This is a genomic window from Luteibacter pinisoli, assembly GCF_006385595.1.
GTDB classification, from domain to species: domain Bacteria; phylum Pseudomonadota; class Gammaproteobacteria; order Xanthomonadales; family Rhodanobacteraceae; genus Luteibacter; species Luteibacter pinisoli.
In genome coordinates this window covers 2,588,029-2,606,084 of the sequence record NZ_CP041046.1, presented here as the reverse complement: position 1 = coordinate 2,606,084, position 18,056 = coordinate 2,588,029, and the positions used below count along the sequence as shown (strand labels likewise).

Here is an 18,056-nt window from a genome sequence, read left to right as displayed (position 1 = left end):
ATGGTGCGCGCCCGTTCGGGACGTGGGACGCACGGCACGGATGGGTCTTTCCGGCATCTTTCAGGCGGCCCGGTTCGCCAGAGGCAACTCCGGTCGAATTGAGCAAATGGCAAACCGGCATTGGGGCCAGACTTTTTTCAGTCTGTGAATGTTGGGTGCGCCTGATTTGACTTGCCGTGGCGGGGGACCGCGTCCCTGCTGGTCCTCTCCCGCAGCTCGCGGGGAAGGATGGTCCCCGCCCTTTTTTTGGTTCTCCGGCCATCGCCGGCGCAACAGGGGACCGCCTCCGGACAGGGCGACGGTTCGGCCCGGGAGGGTGCCATGGCGTGGACCGCGATTGTCATCCCCATCATCGTCCTTGTTGTGGCCACGGCGATGGTCAGTGTCCTCGTCACACGCGCCTGGTGCGCAAGACGCTTTGCCACGCGGGAGCGGCGCCTCGAGCAACTCGGCGACAACATGCTCCAGACCTTCCAGGCCATCATCCTGCGACTGCACATCACCAAGGAGGGATTGCCCCAGGGGAGTGCAGGGCGCGTTGCCATGGACCGTTTCCTGGACGACGCCGACCGGCTCATGAACCGCGCTCGCGACGCGTTTGCCGCGTGGCGCGGCGAGCAATGCGGGCAGGGCGACGTCGTTGTCCACCTGCGCCGCTTCGGGCGTGACCTCGCCAACCGCCACGGATGCCGGCTGAGCGTGCGCGTCCACGGCCGACCCGTTCCCCTTGCACCGGTCGTCTGCGATGAGGTGCGCTGGATACTGTCTGAGGCGATGGGCAACGCCGCGCTCCATGCCGAAGCAAGCCGCATCCGTGTCTCCATCGATTTTCGCGCGGACCAGTTTTCGGCATCCGTCGAGGACAATGGCCGGGGTCTCGGGGACGATGTGGTCCTGCGGACGGGGCAGGATGGGCGCCGTGGCATGCATCTGATGAGCGAACGGGCGGCGCGCATCGGGGGGCGGTTGACGGTGTCAATGCGGTCCGGGACGGCCATTGAGCTCCGCCTTGCAGGTGATATTGCCTACGGACGGCGGAACGGGGACGCCAGCGCACCGGGGTAGGGCGCAGGAAAGAGCAAAAGGCCCCGATGCGGGCAATCGTCACGGCATGCGCCCGGTGACCATGGACCACCGGCATGTGCCGGGCTCTTGGAGATGTGCCATGCGCATCCGAATGCTGTGGGCCGTGCTCGCATGCCTTGTACCCGTCGCTGCGAATGCGGCGACCCCACCGCCGGCAAAAAACGTCGTCCTCGTCCACGGTGCATTCGCCGATGGCTCAAGCTGGGCGAAGGTCATCCCCTTGCTTGAGGCCAAGGGGCTGCATGTCGTCGCCGTGCAAAATCCGCTCACATCCCTCAAGGACGACGCAGCCGCTGCAACGCGCGCCATTGAGCAGGCGGATGGTCCGGTGGTCCTCGTGGGGCACTCGTGGGGTGGCGCGGTCATCAGTGAGGCGGGCAACAACCCGAAGGTCCGTTCGCTCGTCTACGTCGCAGCCTTCGCGCCCGACAACGGGCAATCACTCAACGACGTGCAAAAGGGTCTGGCGCCCCCGGTGTGGGCAAGTGTGCTCAAAAAAGACGCCGGTGGCTTCCTCACCCTTCCGGCCGATACCGTCGCCCAGCATTTCGCCCAGGACCTTCCTGCCGCCGACGCAAGACTCATTGCGGCGACCCAGGGCCCGTGGTTTGCCGGCTGCCTCGCCGACAAGGTGTCGACCGCCGCCTGGCACAACAAACCCGTCTGGTATGTCCTGGCCTCCGACGACCACATGATTGCGCCTTCGCTCCAGGCATCGATGGCAAAGCACATCAACGCGAAGGTCACCACCGTCAAGGCAAGCCACGTGCCGATGCTGTCCCACCCGGCAGAGGTGGCGGCCGCCATCGAACAGGCGGCGTCAGGCAACTAGGGTTCGATGATGCCGCGACGAATCGCGATGGCCACGGCGTGCGTGCGGTCACGCGCGCCGAGCTTTGCGGAGATGTTTCGCATGTGCCCCTTGACCGTCTCGTCGCCGATGGAAAGCAGCACACCGACCTCGCGGTTGGAGTTGCCTTCGGCGACGAGCGCGAGCACCTCGATTTCCCGCTCGGTCAGCGGGTCTTCCGTGGAATGGTCGGCAATCTCCGCCGCCACTTCCGGGTTGATGACGCGCCGGCCGTCGACGACATTGCGCACGAGGTCGACGAGGTCCTTCCTCAGCATGTTCTTGAGCAAGAAACCCTGTGCTCCCGCGCGCAGGGCGCGCATGGCCTGGGCGTCGGTCTTGTAGGTGGTCAGCACAATGATGAGCGCATCGGGAAACTGCTGGCGGATAATCTGGATGGCCTCGATGCCGTTCATGCGTGGCATCTGCAGGTCCATCAGGGTCACATCAGGCCGCAGGATGCGGAACTGCTCGCACGCCTCCGCACCGTCCGCCGCCTCACCGACGATGACCATGTCTGGCGCCCGCGAGATGACCGCCGCAATGCCTGCCCGCATCAGCGAGTGGTCATCGACGGCAAGGACGCGGATTGGGGTGCCGGGGGTTCCCATCTATCGCCGTGGGTGGGTGGAGCGTGGAGCGGCGTCGGGCATCTCCCGTCGGCGCCAGGCGCCGGGGGACTCGCCGACGAACTTGAGGAAAGTATGGTTGAAGTGGCTCTGTTCGGCAAAGCCGCACTCGCACGCGATATCCGTCAGGGACAGATGCCCTTCACGCATCAGCGCCTTTGCCCGCTCGACTTTGCGTGCAAGGCGCCAGCGCTGCGGCGACATGCCGACGCCGACTTTGAAGGCACGGGAGAACTGTCCCGATGACAGGCCGCAGGCGCCGGCAATGGCCGCAACGCCGGCGTGCCCCTCGTCATCACCCACCAGCATGGCCTTTGCGAGGTCCTCCTGCCACAGGTGCAGCGCGCCCGCAGGGCGCCCTGGCGCCTGCGCCGCCCAACCCGTCTCAATGACCCGGGCACGCACCGCGTCGAGCACATGGGATGCCGCGTCCCCACCGCGTCCGGGCAGGGACAGCACATCGAGGAGGATGCGCCCGAGGCGTTCGAGCAACGGGTCGTGGACGGTCGCACGGGTCGTGTCACCGGTTCCGGTCAGCTCACGGGGCAGGGTCGGTTGCATGGGCCACCTCCACATCCATCACGCCGCGACCGGGGCAAGGGACGCACCCTTGAAGATGCGGCGCCACTCACTCGGGCACATGCCGTTGGTCCGGGCAAACACCCGGCTGAAGTAACTCTGTTCAGGAAATCCCGCCTGTGCGGAAATGACCGAAAGGGCGTCATCACTGCCAACGAGGCGTTGCCGGCAAAAGTGCAGCCGCTGCTCAAGGCGCCAGCGCGTCGGCGACACACCGGTCGATACACGGAACGCGCGCGAAAAGTGCCCTTCGGACACGCGGCAGGCAGCCGCCACATGTGCGACGACGACGTCACCGGACAGGTTTGACCCCAGCGTTGCGGTCGCAATGCGAAGCTGCGCCGGCGAGAGGCCACCCCGGCAGCGCCGGCGACGTGGCCGCAGGTGCTCGCGGAATGCAGCGAGCGCCTTTACCAGATGGGTTTCGAGGACAGGGGAGGGATTTTCCGCCCGCCGCACATCGCCGATGATGGCTTCGATGGCACGGTAAAGCTGCTCCTGGTCTGCCGGATGCGCCGTGCCGACCCGCTCTGCGGCAACAAGACGTTTCGTGCCGACATCAACGACAACACTCAGCAGCCGGGATGTCGTCGACGATGTCACATAGGCGAGCGTGGGATGCTCGAGGCTGTCGTCCGGGCCTGGGATGTCCGCGATGAGGTGCATGGCTTCCCCTCCACCTGCCGCAATTGTTCATGGCTCCAAGGTACGGCCAGGAAGGCATTCCCCTCTACCCTCCAACAGTGGGCCCCCGTGCCCCCCGAATGGGGGGCGCGCGCGGCACCATGGCCTTCGACAATGGGCACATCCGGCAACACCCGTGTTTGCTCCAGGCGACGGGTAAGACAGGTGTTGAAGGCACGGGATGCAATGGCCGTCTGGCCCAGAGAGGACGAGTGGACAAGCTGGGTGTCATGCAGCTCTTCATCCGTGTCGCCGACACGGGCAGCTTCTCGCGCGCAGCCAGTGCAAGCGCGGTGGCTCAGTCGACCGTGAGCAAGCAGATTGCAGCGCTCGAGTCGCGTCTCGGCGCACAGCTCTTTCGCCGAACGACCCGGCGCATCAGCCTGACCGAGGCCGGACAGGACTATTACGACTCCGCCATGCGCGTCATCGAAAACATCGATGAGGCCGAAGCGCGCATCGGTCGCGGCCAGGTGGCGCCCAGCGGTCTGCTTCGCGTTGCGCTGTCGCCCGCCTTCGGCCGGTTTTACGTCATGCCATTCCTGCCCGAGTTCCTTGAGCAGTACCCTGACGTGACGGTTGACTTCGAAATCTCCGACCGCCACGCGGACCTCGTTGGCGATGGCATTGACCTTGCCATCCGCATCGGCCCGCTGATGGATTCGTCACTCGTTGCCCGCCGCATCGGGGGCGCTCGATATGCAACGGTCGCAACGCCGGGCTATCTCGAGCGCCATGGCGAGCCGGTTCATCCCAAGGACGTCGAGTCGATGCCCTGTGTCGTCTTCATGTTCCACGGCGCGCCACGCTCATGGCGCTTCGTCGACGGGAGTGACGCGGTCACCTTCGAGCCGCGCTCCGTTGTCCGCAGCAACGACGCCGACTACTTGCGAAGTGCCGTGCTCAACGGCATCGGCATGGGCCACAACCCGGGTTGGCTGTATGCCGCTGACATCAGGGCAGGGCGCCTGCGCCAGGTGCTCGACGAGTACTCGCCCCCACCGTTTCCCATCAGTGCGCTGACCCCGATGGGGCGTCGCCAACCGCGCAAGGCCCAGGTGTTTACTGAATTCCTCCATGAGAAGTTCCGCACCATCCCTGAACTGAGCCACGGTCGGTAGGGGAATAAATCCTATTCCCTGCCACGGGATTCCCCCGCTGCAGGCAAGGTCGCACTCTGGTGTCCGTCGCTCCCGGTGTCCGTGTGGAGCAAGCCCACCGTGCGAGGTCCTCCATGCGCCACTTTGCCCCACCAACCGGGCCGGCGCGCTCGCGCCTTGCCCCACATCCCGGCGCGTCCGCTTCCATCGTGGGGCATGGGTGATGCCTGGGACCTTTCTGAGCTTCGGCCTTCCCGAAGGACTCGACCTTACCGTTGCCCGGGCCGCTGTTGCCAACGGTTACCGCATGCTGCTCGTCGGCGCGGACTGCCGGCGCCTCGAAGCGGTCGTCGACGACATCGAGCGGAGCCACCCGGGTGCTGACCTCCTGGTCAGCCAGCTCAACCTGCAAAACAAGTACGACATTCGCGCGTTGGTCGAGGATTTCAGGCGGGAGCTTGAAGTCGTCCACTACCACTGGAGCAGCAACAATCTTCCCCCGTCGCTCAGGCCCCTGGTCGAGCAAGGCCTCGTGACGCCGCGAAAGCGCTTTGCAGAACGCTTGGGGAAGCCTGCGGTAACGGCCGCCGTGTCCATCGCCGACGGCATGGCCGTCACCGTGCGTACCCTCGTCCTCTCGGCCTCCCACGGTGCGTCGACTTGGCGGACCGCGCGCGAGGACGCGACGGCCGCGCGCAGCTGGTTGACCGATGCGGAGCTGTCCGTCACGGCCGCGATGCGCTACCGGGTACCACTGAACCTCCTCATGCACGACGCGTCGACCCACACAGCGGGCATGGAGCAGGAGTTCGCCGACCGCATGCTCCGCCTCACCGGCCCATCGAGCCTCGGCGCCGTCGGGTAGCCGTTCGCCCGTGTTTTGGCAGGGGCTCGGCGGGGTGCGATTTGGTGCGTGGTGCGCCCGGTTTACAGGGCATCCCACCGAATAGGACTTATTCCCCGTCAGGTCTCCAATCGAGGTCGCGGGAGGAGCAATGTGTGCCCCCTTCGACGGCCGCTTGCGGCGGTCCCCCTTTGTGGAGTGCGCCATGGTCGACCCCCGTACCGTCTCGCCCCTCCCGCCTCCATCGGGCATCGCGCCTGGTGCCGACGGTGTTGCGGGCCTCGCCCGCTCGCTTGGCCGCATGACCCGCTCATCCCTGGTCAACGACCGCATCACGCGCGATGCCCTCGTCAACATGGCCCGCACGCTGCTGGCGTCAAATCCGGAACTGGCCGATGAGGACGACGGGTTCTTCCTCGCCGAAATCCTCGCCGACGCCGACCGCACAGCACCAGGCGCCCGGGTGATGCCGCATCCGCTGCCGACCGAGGTGGCCCGTCCCCTCAAGGCTGCGCGTCGCGTCTCGGGGGAGGGCGTTGACGTGATGTACCTGTCGACGCACGACCTCGGGCATGCCGTCGTCCACTTCGTCGGCGGTGGCTATCCGCATCTGCCGCGCGAGCTTCCCGGGAGTGAGTTCTCCATCCAGGCGCACCGGCGCTGGCGCCGGGAATTTCCCCGGAAGTACGGCCTTGTCCACCAGGGCGCGCAGCCGACCCTGATGGTCGACACGATGGCGTGGTTTCGCACCGGCGTGCAGCTGAGTCGACCAACCGTCGTCATCAGCGACGGCCGGATGCGCACGCTTCCCCCGAACCTGCTCATGCAGGGCGAACGGTTTGCCGGTGACATCGTCCCGATGGCCAGTGCCCCGTCCATGGCATGGCTCACCCATGCGCGGGCCACCCTCAAGCCGGCACGGCACGGTCCGCTGCTCTGGTTGCGCCCGTCGCGCAAGGACAGCACGCTTGGCCGGGCACTCGTGCAAGTCGCGTCCAGCCACGGCCTGACGCTCGACGTCAGCGACATGCCCGGAGACATCGTCAACCGCGAACTTGTCGTCATCGCCGGCTTCGGCGCATGGGATGAGGCGCGCCGTGTCCACGTCGCCGAGCGCATCGGTGCGGCAGGGGCGGTCATCATCTTTGATGCCGAAACGCGTGTTGCCTTCGGACCGGGGGAGCCAGGCGGCTGGCGCGACACCGCCGACCACCTTCTCGCACAGGGGGTCCAGGCGGTCATCTCCTCCCCCTGGCCCGTCACCGACCAGATGCCTGCAGTGTGGCTCCCGGCCTTCATCGACGCGTGGAAGTCGGGGGCGACGGTGATGGGGGCAACGTTCGCCGCCAACCTCGCCGTCCGGCACAAACTCGGCGACGACCCGTCCCATGCACTGGCCATGACCGTGCACGGCAATCCCTTCCTGCGTCGCATTGCCTGAATTCCCAGGACACCCCCATGAACGCCATCCAGCTCACCGCCTTCGGTGACCCGACCAAAGTCCTCCGGCTTGCCGATATCGACGTTGCAGACCGCCTCCATCCCGCCGAAGTCTCCATCGAGATGCGCTTTGCGCCGGTCAACCACAACGACCTCCTGCTCATCCGGGGAACGTTCCCCGTGCGCCCGGAACTGCCGGCAGTGGCCGGCAACGAAGGCGTTGGCCGTGTGGTCGACGTCGGCAGCAACGTCGACCCGGCGCTCATCGGCACCCATGTGCTCGCTCCGCTCTACGGACGCACCTGGGCCGAGCGCATCCGTGCCCCGGCGGCGGGCCTCGTTCGCGTGCCGGACGGCGACCTCCAGCAGCTGTCGATGCTGCGCATCAACCCGCCGACCGCCTCGCTTCTCCTGTCGGAATTCGCCCCGCTCAAGGCGGGCGACTGGGTTGTCCAGAACGCGGCAAACTCCGCCGTCGGTCGCGCCATCATTGCCTTTGCCAAAGCACGCGGTCTTCGCACCATCAACCTCGTCCGCAGCGCATCGCGGATTGCCGACGTCAAGGCGCTTGGCGGCGACATCGTCATCGAAGACAACGACGAGGCGGTCGCAACCCTCGGCGCCGTCCTCGACGGTGCGCCGGTGCCCCTGGCCATTGATGGCGTGGGTGGTCATTCGACGGCACGCCTCGCGACCGTGGCGACCAAGAACGCCACCCTTGTCTCCTACGCACAAATGGGTGGTGTCGAGGCTCCGGGCGACCTTCGGCCGCTCATGCGAAAAGGCATCTTGCTGACGAGCTTTTACCAGGCGATGCCGAAGTACCTGCCGAAGATTTCCGGGATTCTCGACGAATCCATACGCATGGTCATGGACGGCACGCTCTCGGCGCCCATCGCGGCCGTCTATCCGGCCCGCGAATTTGCAAAGGCCATTGAGCACACGCTTGCCGGCGGCAAGGTCCTCCTCGAGCTCTCCCCGGGCAACTGGTAGGCGAGGGCATCCGTGACCGCCCCGCAAGAATGCGGGGCCGGCAGCCATGTTTCGCGAAAACACACAAGGAACGCGCAAAGGCTGCGCGCACGGTAGGCGTGGCTTCCGTGCCGGCCCGGCCGTTCCCTCCGACCCCGGTCATGCCGGCAGCACGGCTGTCGGCATGACCACTCCGTTACTGAGCAGGCTTGACCATGAACCGCAAACCGACCTTCAAGTTCCTTGCCGCAGGCGTCGCCATCGCGCTCGCCGTGGCGACACCCTTTGCCTTCGAATGGACGAAGGGGGGCGGCCAGACGGCCGTCGCCGCCGACGCGTTGCCAGCGCCGGAGGTCGATGTCGCGCCGGTCATCGTCCGTCCGGTCGCGGCCTTTGAAAGTTACTCGGGGCGGCTCGAAGCCATCGACCATGTCGACATCAAGCCCCAGGTCGCAGGGGCCATCACGGCTGTGCGCTTTCGCGACGGCCAGCTGGTGAAAAAGGGTGACCCGCTCTTTGTCATCGACCCCCGCCCGTATACTGCAGAGGTCGACCGGGCCGCAGCGCAGGTCGCAGTCGCAAAGGCCCGCAGTGGCTACACGACCACCGACGCCGACCGCGCAAAGCGCCTGATTGAGGACCACGCCATCTCCAGGCGTGACTTCGACCTTGCGCAGAACGCGTCCCGCGAAGCGGACGCGGGCCTCAAGGCAGCCGAAGCCGCATTGGAAGTCGCCCGCGTCAACGCCGGTTACACGACCATCAATGCGCCGGTCACCGGCCGTGTCTCACGCGCGGAAGTGACCCTTGGCAACATTGTCTCCCCCGGTGCCGGCGCCCCGGTGCTGGCCACCATCGTGTCCGTCTCGCCCATCTATGCGTCCTTTGACGTCGACGAGCAGACGTACCTCGGCTTCTTTGCAAAAAACCAGGGCGACGGCATCGCCGTCGAGCTCGGGCTGTCGAGTGAGCAGGCCTACTCGCGAAAGGGGGCCATCGATTCGGTCGACAACCAGGTCGACACGCGCTCGGGCACCATCCGTGTGCGCGCCCGTTTCGACAACCAGGATGGCGCGTTGCTGCCGGGCCTCTATGCCCGCGTGCGCGTGGCCGGCGGCCAGACCCGTGACGCGGTACTTGTGGAAGACGGGGCCATCGGCACCGACCAGGACAAGAAGTTCGTCCTCGTCGTCGGCGCCGACAACAAGGCCGAGTACCGGGAAGTCACCGTCGGTGCCCTCTACGGCACGCTCCGTGTGGTCACCAATGGTCTCAAGCCCGACGAGCGCATCGTCGTCAACGGCCTCCAGCGCGCCCAGCCGGGTGCCACCGTCAAGGCCAACGTCGTTGCCATGACCCCCGCCAAGCCGGCGGCCTGACCGTGCCCGCGCACGCCTCCCCCATCCCAGGCCGCCATCCATGAACATCTCCAAATTCTTCATCGACCGACCCATCTTTGCAGGGGTGCTCTCGGCGATCATCCTCCTTGGCGGCATCATCGCCATGTTCAACCTGCCGATTTCCGAGTACCCGAACGTCGTGCCCCCGTCGGTGGTCGTCACCGCCCAGTACCCGGGCGCCAACCCCAAGGTCATCGCGGAAACCGTCGCTTCCCCCATTGAAGAGCAAATCAATGGTGTGGAAAACATGCTCTACATGCAGTCGCAGGCGAACTCCGACGGGACGATGACGACGACCGTCACCTTCAAGCTCGGCACCAGCCCGGACCTTGCCCAGCAGCTGGTGCAAAACCGCGTCAACCAGGCCCTCCCGCGCCTGCCTTCCGACGTCCAGCGCCTCGGTGTCACCACCATCAAGTCGTCGCCGACGCTGACGATGGTCGTCCACCTGACATCCCCGAACGGACGCTACGACCTCACGTACCTGCGCAACTATGCGCTCATCAACGTGCGGGACCGCCTCCAGCGCATCCAGGGTGTCGGCCAGCTCACCCTCTGGGGCAATGGCGACTACGCCATGCGTGTTTGGCTCGACCCGCAGAAGGTCGCAGAGAAGGGCATGACCGCGACCGATGTGGTCAATGCCATCCGTGAGCAAAACGTCCAGGTCGCCGCCGGGCAGGTGGGCTCATCGCCTGCTGCACCCGGGACCCCCCTGCAGCTCAACGTCAATGCGCAAGGTCGCCTGCACACGCCCGAGGAGTTCGGTGACATCGTCCTCAAAGCCTCGCCCGACGGCGCCATCACCCGCGTCCGCGATGTGGCCCGCGTCGAGCTCGGCTCGGCCGAATACGCACGTCGGTCGCTTCTCAACAACAAGCCCGCCCTTGCCATGGCGGTCTATGAGCTCCCGGGTGCCAACTCGCTCGACATCTCAAAGCATGTCCGCGAAGAGATGGCCGACCTGAAAAAGGACATGCCCCAGGGCGTCGACTACGACATCGTCTACGACCCGACGCAGTTTGTCCGCTCGAGCATCGATGCCGTCATCCACACGCTCTTTGAAGCGGTGCTCCTTGTCGTCCTCGTCGTCATCGTCTTCCTGCAGACGTGGCGGGCATCCATCATCCCGCTGCTGGCCGTTCCCGTGTCCATCATCGGCACGTTCTCCCTGATGGCCGCCTTCGGCTTTTCCATCAATGCGCTCTCCCTGTTCGGCATGGTGCTGGCCATCGGCATCGTCGTCGACGACGCCATCGTGGTCGTCGAAAACGTCGAGCGCAACATCGAAACGGGCCTTGCACCGCGTGAAGCGACTTACCATGCGATGCAAGAAGTCAGTGGTCCCATCATCGCCATTGCACTCACCCTGATTGCGGTCTTCGTCCCGCTTGCGTTCATGTCCGGTCTGACGGGTCAGTTCTACAAGCAGTTTGCGATGACGATTGCGATTTCCACCGTCATCAGTGCCTTCAATTCCCTGACGCTGTCTCCTGCACTTTCCGCACTGCTGCTGCGCGGTCACGATGCGCCGAAGGACTGGTTTACCCGGGGCATGGACCGTGTCTTCGGCCCGTTCTTCCGTCTGTTCAACCGCTCGTTTGTCGCCGCCGGCACGCGCTATGCCCACGGTGTGACCGGACTCATCCATCGCAAGGGCATCGTCCTTTGCGTCTACGCCGTCCTCCTCGGTCTGGCGGTGCTCGTGTCGCGTGCGGTCCCGGGGGGCTTTGTCCCCATCCAGGACAAGCAGTACCTCATCACCGTCATCCAGCTGCCCAATGGCGCCTCGCTCGACCGTACGGAAGACATCGTCCGCCAGGTGGGTGCGATTGCCATGAAAACGCCGGGTGTCGACTCAGCTGTGCAGTTCCCGGGCCTGTCCATCAACGGCTTTACCAACTCGTCGAGCTCGGCCGTCGTCTTTTTCGGCGAGACCCCGTTTGACCAGCGCAATTCGAAGTCGCCCAACGGCATGCAGATTGCCGCCGAACTCAACAAGCGCTTCGGTGCCATCAAGGGTGCCTTCGTCGCTGTCTTCCCGCCGCCGCCGGTCCTCGGTCTGGGCTCGCTTGGCGGCTTCAAGCTGCAAATCGAAGACCACGCGTCGCTGGGCTACGCGGGGCTCAACGATGCACTGGGCGCGTTCCTGAAAAAGGCAAAGTCCGAGCCGTCCCTGGGGCCCGGTTTTTCCAACTACCAAATCAACGTCCCCCAGCTCAATGTCGACCTCGACCGCGTGCGCGCAAAGCAGCTCGGTGTGTCGGTGACGGACGTCTTTGACACCCTCCAGGTCTACCTCGGTTCCCTGTACGTCAACGACTTCAACCGCTTTGGCCGTGTCTACCAGGTCCGTGTCCAGGCTGACGCCGCCTACCGCTCGAACGCGGATGCCATCGGCCTTCTCAAGACGCGAAACAGCAGTGGCGAGATGGTGCCGCTCTCCTCCGTCGTCCACGTCAGCCCGACCTTCGGTCCGGACAGCGTGGTTCGCTACAACGGCTTTACGGCAGCGGACATCAACGGTGCCGCAGCGCCCGGTTACTCATCAGGCCAGGCCATGGAAGCGGTCGAGCGCGTCGCAGCCGAGACCTTGCCGCGCGGCGTCAAGTTCGAATGGACGGATTTGACCTATCAGCAAATCCTCGCCGGAAACTCGGGACTTCTGGTCTTTCCCATCAGTTTGCTGCTGGTCTTCATGGTCCTCGCTGCGTTGTATGAGAGCCTCACGTTGCCCTTGGCCATCATCCTCATCGTGCCGATGAGCGTGCTCTCGGCGCTGACCGGCGTCTGGCTCCTTGGCGGCGACAACAACATCTTCACCCAGATTGGCCTGATGGTCCTGGTCGGCCTCTCGGCAAAGAACGCCATCCTCATCGTCGAGTTTGCCCGCGAACTGGAAATGCAGGGCGACCACACGATTGTCTCAGCTGCCATCGAGGCAAGCCGTCTTCGCCTGCGACCCATTCTCATGACGAGCTTTGCGTTCATCATGGGTGTGGTCCCCCTCGTCGTCTCGTCCGGACCGGGTTCGGAGATGCGCCACGCGATGGGCATTGCCGTCTTCTTCGGCATGCTGGGCGTGACGTTCTTCGGCCTGCTGCTGACCCCGGTGTTTTACGTCGCCATCCGGAAGCTCTCCCGCGTCGAGCACATCCCAAACCGCCACGACTCGCACCTCCACATCACGTGCATCGGTGACGATTGCCCCGAGCATGAAAAAGGGAAGGCCGCCGCATGAACCGCCTGAAGACAAACCGCCTCGCCCTCGCGCTCATCCCGCTGCTCGGTGCCTGTTCGCTCGCCCCCTCCTACCAGCGTCCGGATGCGGGGGAGACGGCGACCTTCAAGGAGCAATCGGCCCAGACCGCGCCCGACGGCACGGTGTGGAAAGCGGCGACACCGTCCGACGCCGTGCTCCGTGGCCAGTGGTGGGCCGTATTTGCCGACGCCGACCTCGACGGGCTCGAGGCGCAGGCAATGGCAGACAACCAGACGCTCAAAGGTGCATTGGCGAGGGTCAATGAAGCGCGTGCCGTGCAGCTGACAGCCCGTTCGGCGCTGTTCCCGACGATTGGTGCGGGAGCGGGGCCGGTCCGGCAAAAGCCGTCCTCAGCGGCAACGTACGGCACCGACGGCATCAACGTCCCGCCGCAAACCCTCTGGCGCGCGCAGGCGACAGCCACCTGGGAAGTCGACCTCTTTGGCCGGGCGACCAGTGAGCTCAACGCATCAAAAGCCGAGTCCATGCAGGCCGAGGCGTTGTTCCGGTCCGTGCAGCTCGCCCTCCAGGCGGATGTGGCGCAGACCTATTTCAACCTCCGGGAGCTCGATTCGGAGATTGCCATCTATCGCCAGACCGTCGCGCTCCGGGAGGATGCGGTCAAGCTCGTCACGCACCGCTACGACGCCGGTGACATCACCGAGCTCGACGTGGCCCGCGCGACAGCGGAGCTGGCCACCGCGCGCTCCGACCAGATGACCGCCGAGCGGCTCCGTGCAGCGAGCGAGCACAGCCTCGCAGTCCTCCTCGGGATGCCGCCGGCAGCGTTCTCGTTTCCGGCACGGCCCATTGAAAAAGTCGACATCACGCTTCCCGCTGGCTTGCCTTCCGACCTCCTCGAGCGTCGCCCGGACATCGCCGCCGCCGAACGTGCGGTGGCGGCGGCCAATGCCCGCATCGGTGTGGCGCGTGCGGCGTATTTCCCGTCGCTCACCCTGACGGGAAGCGGCGGCGGGGAGTCCGCGAAGTTCTCCAATCTCTTCTCGAGCGGGTCGAAGGTATTTCTCCTGGGACCCCTTGCCGGGACCATCCTCAACCTTCCACTCTTTGACGGGGGGCTTCGCAAGGGCAATCTCCAGAAGACGCACGCGGAACTCGAGGAATCAACGGCCGCTTACCGCGAGCAGGTGCTGGTCGCCTTCCAGGAAGTCGAAGACCACCTCGCCGACCTTCGCATCCTCCAGACCCAGACAAAGACGCAGGACGAAGCGGTGCGTGCATCCACGCGCGCCGAGGCCATCTCCAGAACCCAGTACCGGGAAGGGGCGGTCAACTTCCTCGATGTCATCGACGCCCAGCGGAGCACCCTGCAAAGCCGCCTGGCAGCAAGCCGCCTGACCGGCGTGCAAACCGTCGCCACGGTCAACCTAATCCGCGCACTCGGGGGTGGTTGGGACGGCGTGCCCGGGGCAATGTCGGGTGAGGCGGTGTCCCGCCGTTAGACGGGGCGCAGCAGCGTGTGGAAGGTGATGTCCATGAAACGCGACAGCGACCGCGTGTCATGCGCGACCTTCGCCCGAAGGATGCTGCCTTCATAGGCATCAAGCAGGAAGGCAGCAAGCGTGGCGGCATCAATGGAGGCATTGATGTCGCCCGCCTCCTGGCCGTCTTTGACGGCGTGTTCAATCTCGTCCGTCCAGTGGTCCCACACCCGCTGCAGTTCGGCACGGATGACCTCGCTGTGACCGGCAAGCTCGGCGGTGAGATTGCCGATGAGGCATCCCGTGTCGAGGTACGCGTCCTCAAAAAAGCGGTTGAGACCCTCGAAGTAGGCACGAAGGCGGGCGAGTCCCCCGAGCGAGGGGTCACGGATGAGCGCCATCGGTGGCGGGCCGTTGCGGAACGAAGCGACAACGGCGGCGCCCAGCGCTTCCTTGCTCGCAAAATGGTTGTAAAACGACCCCTTCGGCACACGGGCAGCCGTGGCGATGTCGGCCACGCTCGTGGCGTTGTACCCCCGCTGCCCGACCTCCGAAAAGCCGGCTTCAAGAATGCGGTCGCGGAGATTGGGTCTGGCCATGGACCGACCTTACGGCCGCCCGTTTTCATTGTGCAACCCCGGTTCGGGGGTGTACTTCCGGATAACTTGTTCTACCCCTGAGTTGGGCTAGGCTGTGACCGTGCGGCGCATTCTCGCCGTGGCCGGAGGGGTGGACATGGCAGTGACGGGGCACTGGCACCGGTGGGCGCGGCTTGCCGTGTTCGCGATGCTCGTCGCGCCCGCTTTGGTGCGAGGGGTGCCGCAGTCGTTCGTCCACGCAGCGTGGGCCGGTGACCGTGGCGCTCCAGGGGGTATCCGGGCATTGGCCCAGACCCCCGACGGTTACCTTTGGATAGGCTCCCTGACCGGACTGTACCGGTTTGATGGGGTCACCTTCGAGCGGGCCTTGGACGAACACGGTCATCCGCTGCCTTCGGCGAGCATCACGGCGCTGCTCGCGGCGCCCGACGGCGCGTTGTGGATTGGCTATTTCCAGGCAGGGGTGGCCAGATACAAGGATGGTCATCTTACGGTTGTCGCCGATGGCAGCAGGGTCAACCGCCGCTACGTCCGCTCAATTGCCCGGGCACGCAGCGGTGTCATTTGGGCTGCATCGCCCGGCGGGCTGCTGCGCATCGAGCAGGGGACTCCGAGAACCGTAGACGCGAACGATGGCTTCGACAGCATGGCCGCCTGGTCGGTGGCAGTCGACAGCAGTGACAACGTGTGGGTAACGGGTGACGCTCGGCTCTTCTTGATGAAAGCGGGCACGTCCCGCTTTGTCGCTACCGGAGTCGAGGTAGGGCCGCTGGCCACGGTCATTCGTGGCGACGACGGAACCGTCTGGGTCAGTGAAACCACCGGGGGCCTCCGTGCGGTGCCGGGTCTGACGGAAGACCATACGGCCGTGGCTATGGGGATGCCTCTGCGACCGGATGATGCTGTGACAGCGGCAGGCCTTCTCATCGACCGCCGGGGACGGATGTGGGGCACCGACGACAACAATGGGCGGCTTTTTGTCCTTGAGAATCCATCGAGGCTCGCAAACGGCCGGGTCGTCCGGTCCGATGAAACCGACACGCGCCTCTCCGAGCGTGACGGCCTGACCTCGGGAATGATGGGACCCGTGTTCGAGGACCGGGAGGGCACACTCTGGATGGGCTCGAATACCGGGCTCGACAGCTTCCGCTCAAGTGCCATCACCCCGCTGTCGGGGCTGAGTGATTCCCAGCGGATGCTGTACGCCATGCCTGGCAACAACGACGATGGCGCTTGGCTTACCGACATCTTCCGCGTTCTTCGCGTTGACTCGGATGGCGTACGAACGTGGGCCACGGTGCCGGACGAGATTCGCGGCATCTACGTTGTCTCCCGCAACCGGTTGTGGACGTTCTCGCCGAGGACCGGGGCGTACCGCATCGACGACGGTGTGGTGACATCCGTGCCCTTGCCGGCCGGTGGTCGCTGGTCATGGCAGCAGGTGACCCCCGACGGCCGCGATGGGGTGTGGATGCACTCAGACGCCGGTGAGCTTTTTCACTGGACCGGGCGGGAGTGGCATGGGGTGCACTGGTCTCCGTTCGGCAAGGAACGCCCGACGTCCCTTGTCCATGGTGAAGGGGACGCGGTGTGGGCGATGGGGGCCGACGGACGGGTTGCGATGCGGGACGGTTCCGGAACCACGCGTACCTGGGCAGTACCCCTTCCGGGCACTGTGCGCGTCATCGATGTGTCGCAGGATGAAACCCTCGTCGGGTCCGAAAATGGTGTGGCGCGAATCGTCGGAGACCGGGCGGAGGCAACCGACCATTTCGGAGCGTATGCATTGGTCAACGTCACTGGCATCTACCGGGCTGGCGGGGAGGTTTGGCTCAACACAGCAAACGGACTCGTGCGTGTCCCGCTCGATGCCCTGCGCCGGTCGCTGTCGGATCATTCGTACGTTCCTCCATTTCGAGTCTTCGACGAGCGCGACGGTCTGTCAGGCGGAGCCGATATCGGCGCTCCAAACACCCTGTTTCCGGCGCGCAATGGCCGGTTTTGGGTGCACACCCTCAATGGTATCTACGTTTTCGACCCGTCGAAGGTTGAAACCAACCCGGTCGCCCCGCTTGTCTTCATCCGTACGGTCAACGCCGACGGCGAAGCCTTGCCGGCCTCGAGCGGCATGGCGATAGGTCCGGAGGTCCGGCGTATGCGCTTTGATTTCACGGCGACAAGCCTTGCGGTGCCCGGCCGGGTCCAGTTCCGCTACCGCCTCGACGGCGTCGACGCCGATTGGCAAGGCCCGTCGACGGAGCGCTTTGCCACCTATACGCGCCTTCCGCCAGGCCATTATGTCTTCCACGTTGTCGCTGCCAACGAAGACGGTGTCTGGAGCGGGCAGGGCGCCACGTTGCCTTTCGACATCCGTCCCCAGTTTTTCGAGCGGACCATTGTCCGCGCTGCTTTGGCAATTCTCCTCCTCGCCGCGATTGTCCTGTCCTGCATCCTCGCGGTCCGTCGCTCCAATGCCCGAGTGCGCCTGCAGCTCCAAGCGCAGTTCGCCGAGCGCCACCGCATGGGTCGCGAAATCCAGGACACGCTTCTCGAGTCCATGCAGGGCGTCCTGCTCAGCCTTTCGGCGGCCGCAGACGGGCTCGATGCCTGCCACCCGTTCCGCCGTGACCTCGGCCAGGTCATCGAGGGCGCGGAAAAGACGGTCGGCGCCATGCGCGAGCGTGTCATCGAACTCCAGACGCGGCCGGTTGCGTCCGACAATCTCGCAGACCGCATCGGTGAAGCGGGCGCACGCCTCGGGCAGGTCTATGGTGTCCCGTTCGTCCTCGCCCAGACGGGCGCGACACGTTCTGTCGCAGCTGGCGTCGAGGGCGAGGTGCTCGCCATCGCCACGGAAGCGATGCGAAACGCCTTCGTCCATGCACGGGCTTCCCGTGTGGTGTGCCTTGCCGGATTTCGCAGTGAGGGTGTGACCGTGACGGTTTCCGACGACGGTCACGGTTTTGATGTGACCGACCCCGACAACGAGGGGAGCGGTCTGTCCGGGATGCGTGACCGTGCGCTCATGCTCGGCGCCACGCTCACGGTGCATTCCGGGCCGGCGACGGGCACCCGTATCGACCTCTCCATCCCGCGAAGCGCCGCGTATGGCGAAGGGGCGCGCCAGCGGGATTGGTGGAAAAAATGGCGGGGGCGAACAAGTCGATGA

General features: G+C 65.4%; 14 protein-coding genes. 10 read left to right on the top strand and 4 right to left on the bottom strand.

The window, feature by feature from the left end:
- The first annotated feature begins 321 nt into the window (after positions 1–321).
- Together FIV34_RS11815 and FIV34_RS11810 are read left to right on the top strand one after the other, a co-directional pair.
- Complete coding sequence (locus FIV34_RS11815) at positions 322–1,065, top strand: sensor histidine kinase (RefSeq protein ID WP_170207605.1); 744 nt, start codon at positions 322–324, stop codon at positions 1,063–1,065.
- A 46-nt stretch (positions 1,066–1,111) separates the two neighbouring features.
- Positions 1,112–1,918: an alpha/beta fold hydrolase gene (locus FIV34_RS11810; RefSeq protein WP_246058604.1), complete on the top strand. Its 807-nt coding sequence runs from the start codon at positions 1,112–1,114 to the stop codon at positions 1,916–1,918.
- Here the strand turns inward: FIV34_RS11810 and FIV34_RS11805 are convergent.
- From FIV34_RS11805 to FIV34_RS11795, 3 genes are read right to left on the bottom strand one after another with little or no spacing between them, the layout of a single operon-like run.
- Positions 1,915–2,547, bottom strand: a complete 633-nt coding sequence (locus FIV34_RS11805) for a response regulator (RefSeq protein WP_139982977.1) — start codon at positions 2,545–2,547, stop codon at positions 1,915–1,917. The two genes, FIV34_RS11810 and FIV34_RS11805, sit on opposite strands and share 4 nt — an antisense overlap.
- Positions 2,548–3,126, bottom strand: a complete 579-nt coding sequence (locus tag FIV34_RS11800) for a helix-turn-helix transcriptional regulator (protein ID WP_170207604.1) — start codon at positions 3,124–3,126, stop codon at positions 2,548–2,550.
- An 18-nt stretch (positions 3,127–3,144) separates the two neighbouring features.
- Positions 3,145–3,810, bottom strand: a complete 666-nt coding sequence (locus tag FIV34_RS11795; RefSeq protein WP_139982973.1) for a helix-turn-helix transcriptional regulator — start codon at positions 3,808–3,810, stop codon at positions 3,145–3,147.
- 248 nt (positions 3,811–4,058) lie between these two features.
- Here FIV34_RS11795 and FIV34_RS11790 point away from each other — a divergent pair, with 248 nt between their 5' ends.
- From FIV34_RS11790 to FIV34_RS11760, 7 genes are all read left to right on the top strand, one after another.
- Positions 4,059–4,949, top strand: a complete 891-nt coding sequence (locus FIV34_RS11790; protein WP_170207603.1) for a LysR family transcriptional regulator — start codon at positions 4,059–4,061, stop codon at positions 4,947–4,949.
- A gap of 286 nt (positions 4,950–5,235) precedes the next feature.
- The gene (locus FIV34_RS11785; protein WP_139982969.1) at positions 5,236–5,793 is read left to right on the top strand and encodes a hypothetical protein; all 558 of its coding nucleotides are present in this window, start codon (positions 5,236–5,238) and stop codon (positions 5,791–5,793) included.
- Between the two features lie 184 nt (positions 5,794–5,977).
- Positions 5,978–7,213: a hypothetical protein gene (locus tag FIV34_RS11780; RefSeq protein WP_139982967.1), complete on the top strand. Its 1,236-nt coding sequence runs from the start codon at positions 5,978–5,980 to the stop codon at positions 7,211–7,213.
- Positions 7,214–7,230: 17 nt separating this feature from the next.
- Positions 7,231–8,205 carry a zinc-dependent alcohol dehydrogenase family protein gene (locus tag FIV34_RS11775; RefSeq protein WP_139982965.1) on the top strand — a complete coding sequence of 325 codons (975 nt, stop codon included), beginning with the start codon at positions 7,231–7,233 and terminating at the stop codon, positions 8,203–8,205.
- A 194-nt stretch (positions 8,206–8,399) separates the two neighbouring features.
- Positions 8,400–9,563 (top strand): efflux RND transporter periplasmic adaptor subunit, encoded by a 1,164-nt coding sequence (locus FIV34_RS11770; protein WP_139982962.1) that lies wholly within the window; start codon positions 8,400–8,402, stop codon positions 9,561–9,563.
- A 40-nt stretch (positions 9,564–9,603) separates the two neighbouring features.
- A complete protein-coding gene (locus FIV34_RS11765) occupies positions 9,604–12,825 on the top strand; it encodes an efflux RND transporter permease subunit (protein ID WP_139982960.1) in 3,222 nt (1,073 codons plus the stop codon).
- Positions 12,822–14,309, top strand: coding sequence for an efflux transporter outer membrane subunit (locus FIV34_RS11760; protein WP_139982958.1), 1,488 nt, complete (start codon positions 12,822–12,824; stop codon positions 14,307–14,309). Before FIV34_RS11765 ends, FIV34_RS11760 begins: the two co-directional genes overlap by 4 nt.
- Here the strand turns inward: FIV34_RS11760 and FIV34_RS11755 are convergent.
- Positions 14,306–14,887 carry a TetR/AcrR family transcriptional regulator gene (locus FIV34_RS11755; protein WP_139982956.1) on the bottom strand — a complete coding sequence of 194 codons (582 nt, stop codon included), beginning with the start codon at positions 14,885–14,887 and terminating at the stop codon, positions 14,306–14,308. The two genes, FIV34_RS11760 and FIV34_RS11755, sit on opposite strands and share 4 nt — an antisense overlap.
- A gap of 100 nt (positions 14,888–14,987) precedes the next feature.
- Here FIV34_RS11755 and FIV34_RS11750 point away from each other — a divergent pair, with 100 nt between their 5' ends.
- Complete coding sequence (locus tag FIV34_RS11750; RefSeq protein ID WP_139982954.1) at positions 14,988–18,056, top strand: sensor histidine kinase; 3,069 nt, start codon at positions 14,988–14,990, stop codon at positions 18,054–18,056.

Excerpts from the sequence above, each read along its gene's own strand:
- FIV34_RS11785 (WP_139982969.1), top strand. The coding sequence starts at position 5,236 with ATGCTGCTCGTCGGCGCGGACTGCCGGCGCCTCGAAGCGGTCGTCGAC.
- FIV34_RS11770 (WP_139982962.1), top strand. The coding sequence starts at position 8,400 with ATGAACCGCAAACCGACCTTCAAGTTCCTTGCCGCAGGCGTCGCCATC.
- FIV34_RS11755 (WP_139982956.1), bottom strand. The coding sequence starts at position 14,887 with ATGGCCAGACCCAATCTCCGCGACCGCATTCTTGAAGCCGGCTTTTCG.
- FIV34_RS11775 (WP_139982965.1), top strand. The coding sequence starts at position 7,231 with ATGAACGCCATCCAGCTCACCGCCTTCGGTGACCCGACCAAAGTCCTC.
- FIV34_RS11760 (WP_139982958.1), top strand. The coding sequence starts at position 12,822 with ATGAACCGCCTGAAGACAAACCGCCTCGCCCTCGCGCTCATCCCGCTG.
- FIV34_RS11780 (WP_139982967.1), top strand. The coding sequence starts at position 5,978 with ATGGTCGACCCCCGTACCGTCTCGCCCCTCCCGCCTCCATCGGGCATC.
- FIV34_RS11795 (WP_139982973.1), bottom strand. The coding sequence starts at position 3,810 with ATGCACCTCATCGCGGACATCCCAGGCCCGGACGACAGCCTCGAGCAT.
- FIV34_RS11765 (WP_139982960.1), top strand. The coding sequence starts at position 9,604 with ATGAACATCTCCAAATTCTTCATCGACCGACCCATCTTTGCAGGGGTG.
- FIV34_RS11805 (WP_139982977.1), bottom strand. The coding sequence starts at position 2,547 with ATGGGAACCCCCGGCACCCCAATCCGCGTCCTTGCCGTCGATGACCAC.
- FIV34_RS11800 (WP_170207604.1), bottom strand. The coding sequence starts at position 3,126 with ATGCAACCGACCCTGCCCCGTGAGCTGACCGGAACCGGTGACACGACC.
- FIV34_RS11790 (WP_170207603.1), top strand. The coding sequence starts at position 4,059 with ATGCAGCTCTTCATCCGTGTCGCCGACACGGGCAGCTTCTCGCGCGCA.
- FIV34_RS11810 (WP_246058604.1), top strand. The coding sequence starts at position 1,112 with ATGCGCCCGGTGACCATGGACCACCGGCATGTGCCGGGCTCTTGGAGA.
- FIV34_RS11815 (WP_170207605.1), top strand. The coding sequence starts at position 322 with ATGGCGTGGACCGCGATTGTCATCCCCATCATCGTCCTTGTTGTGGCC.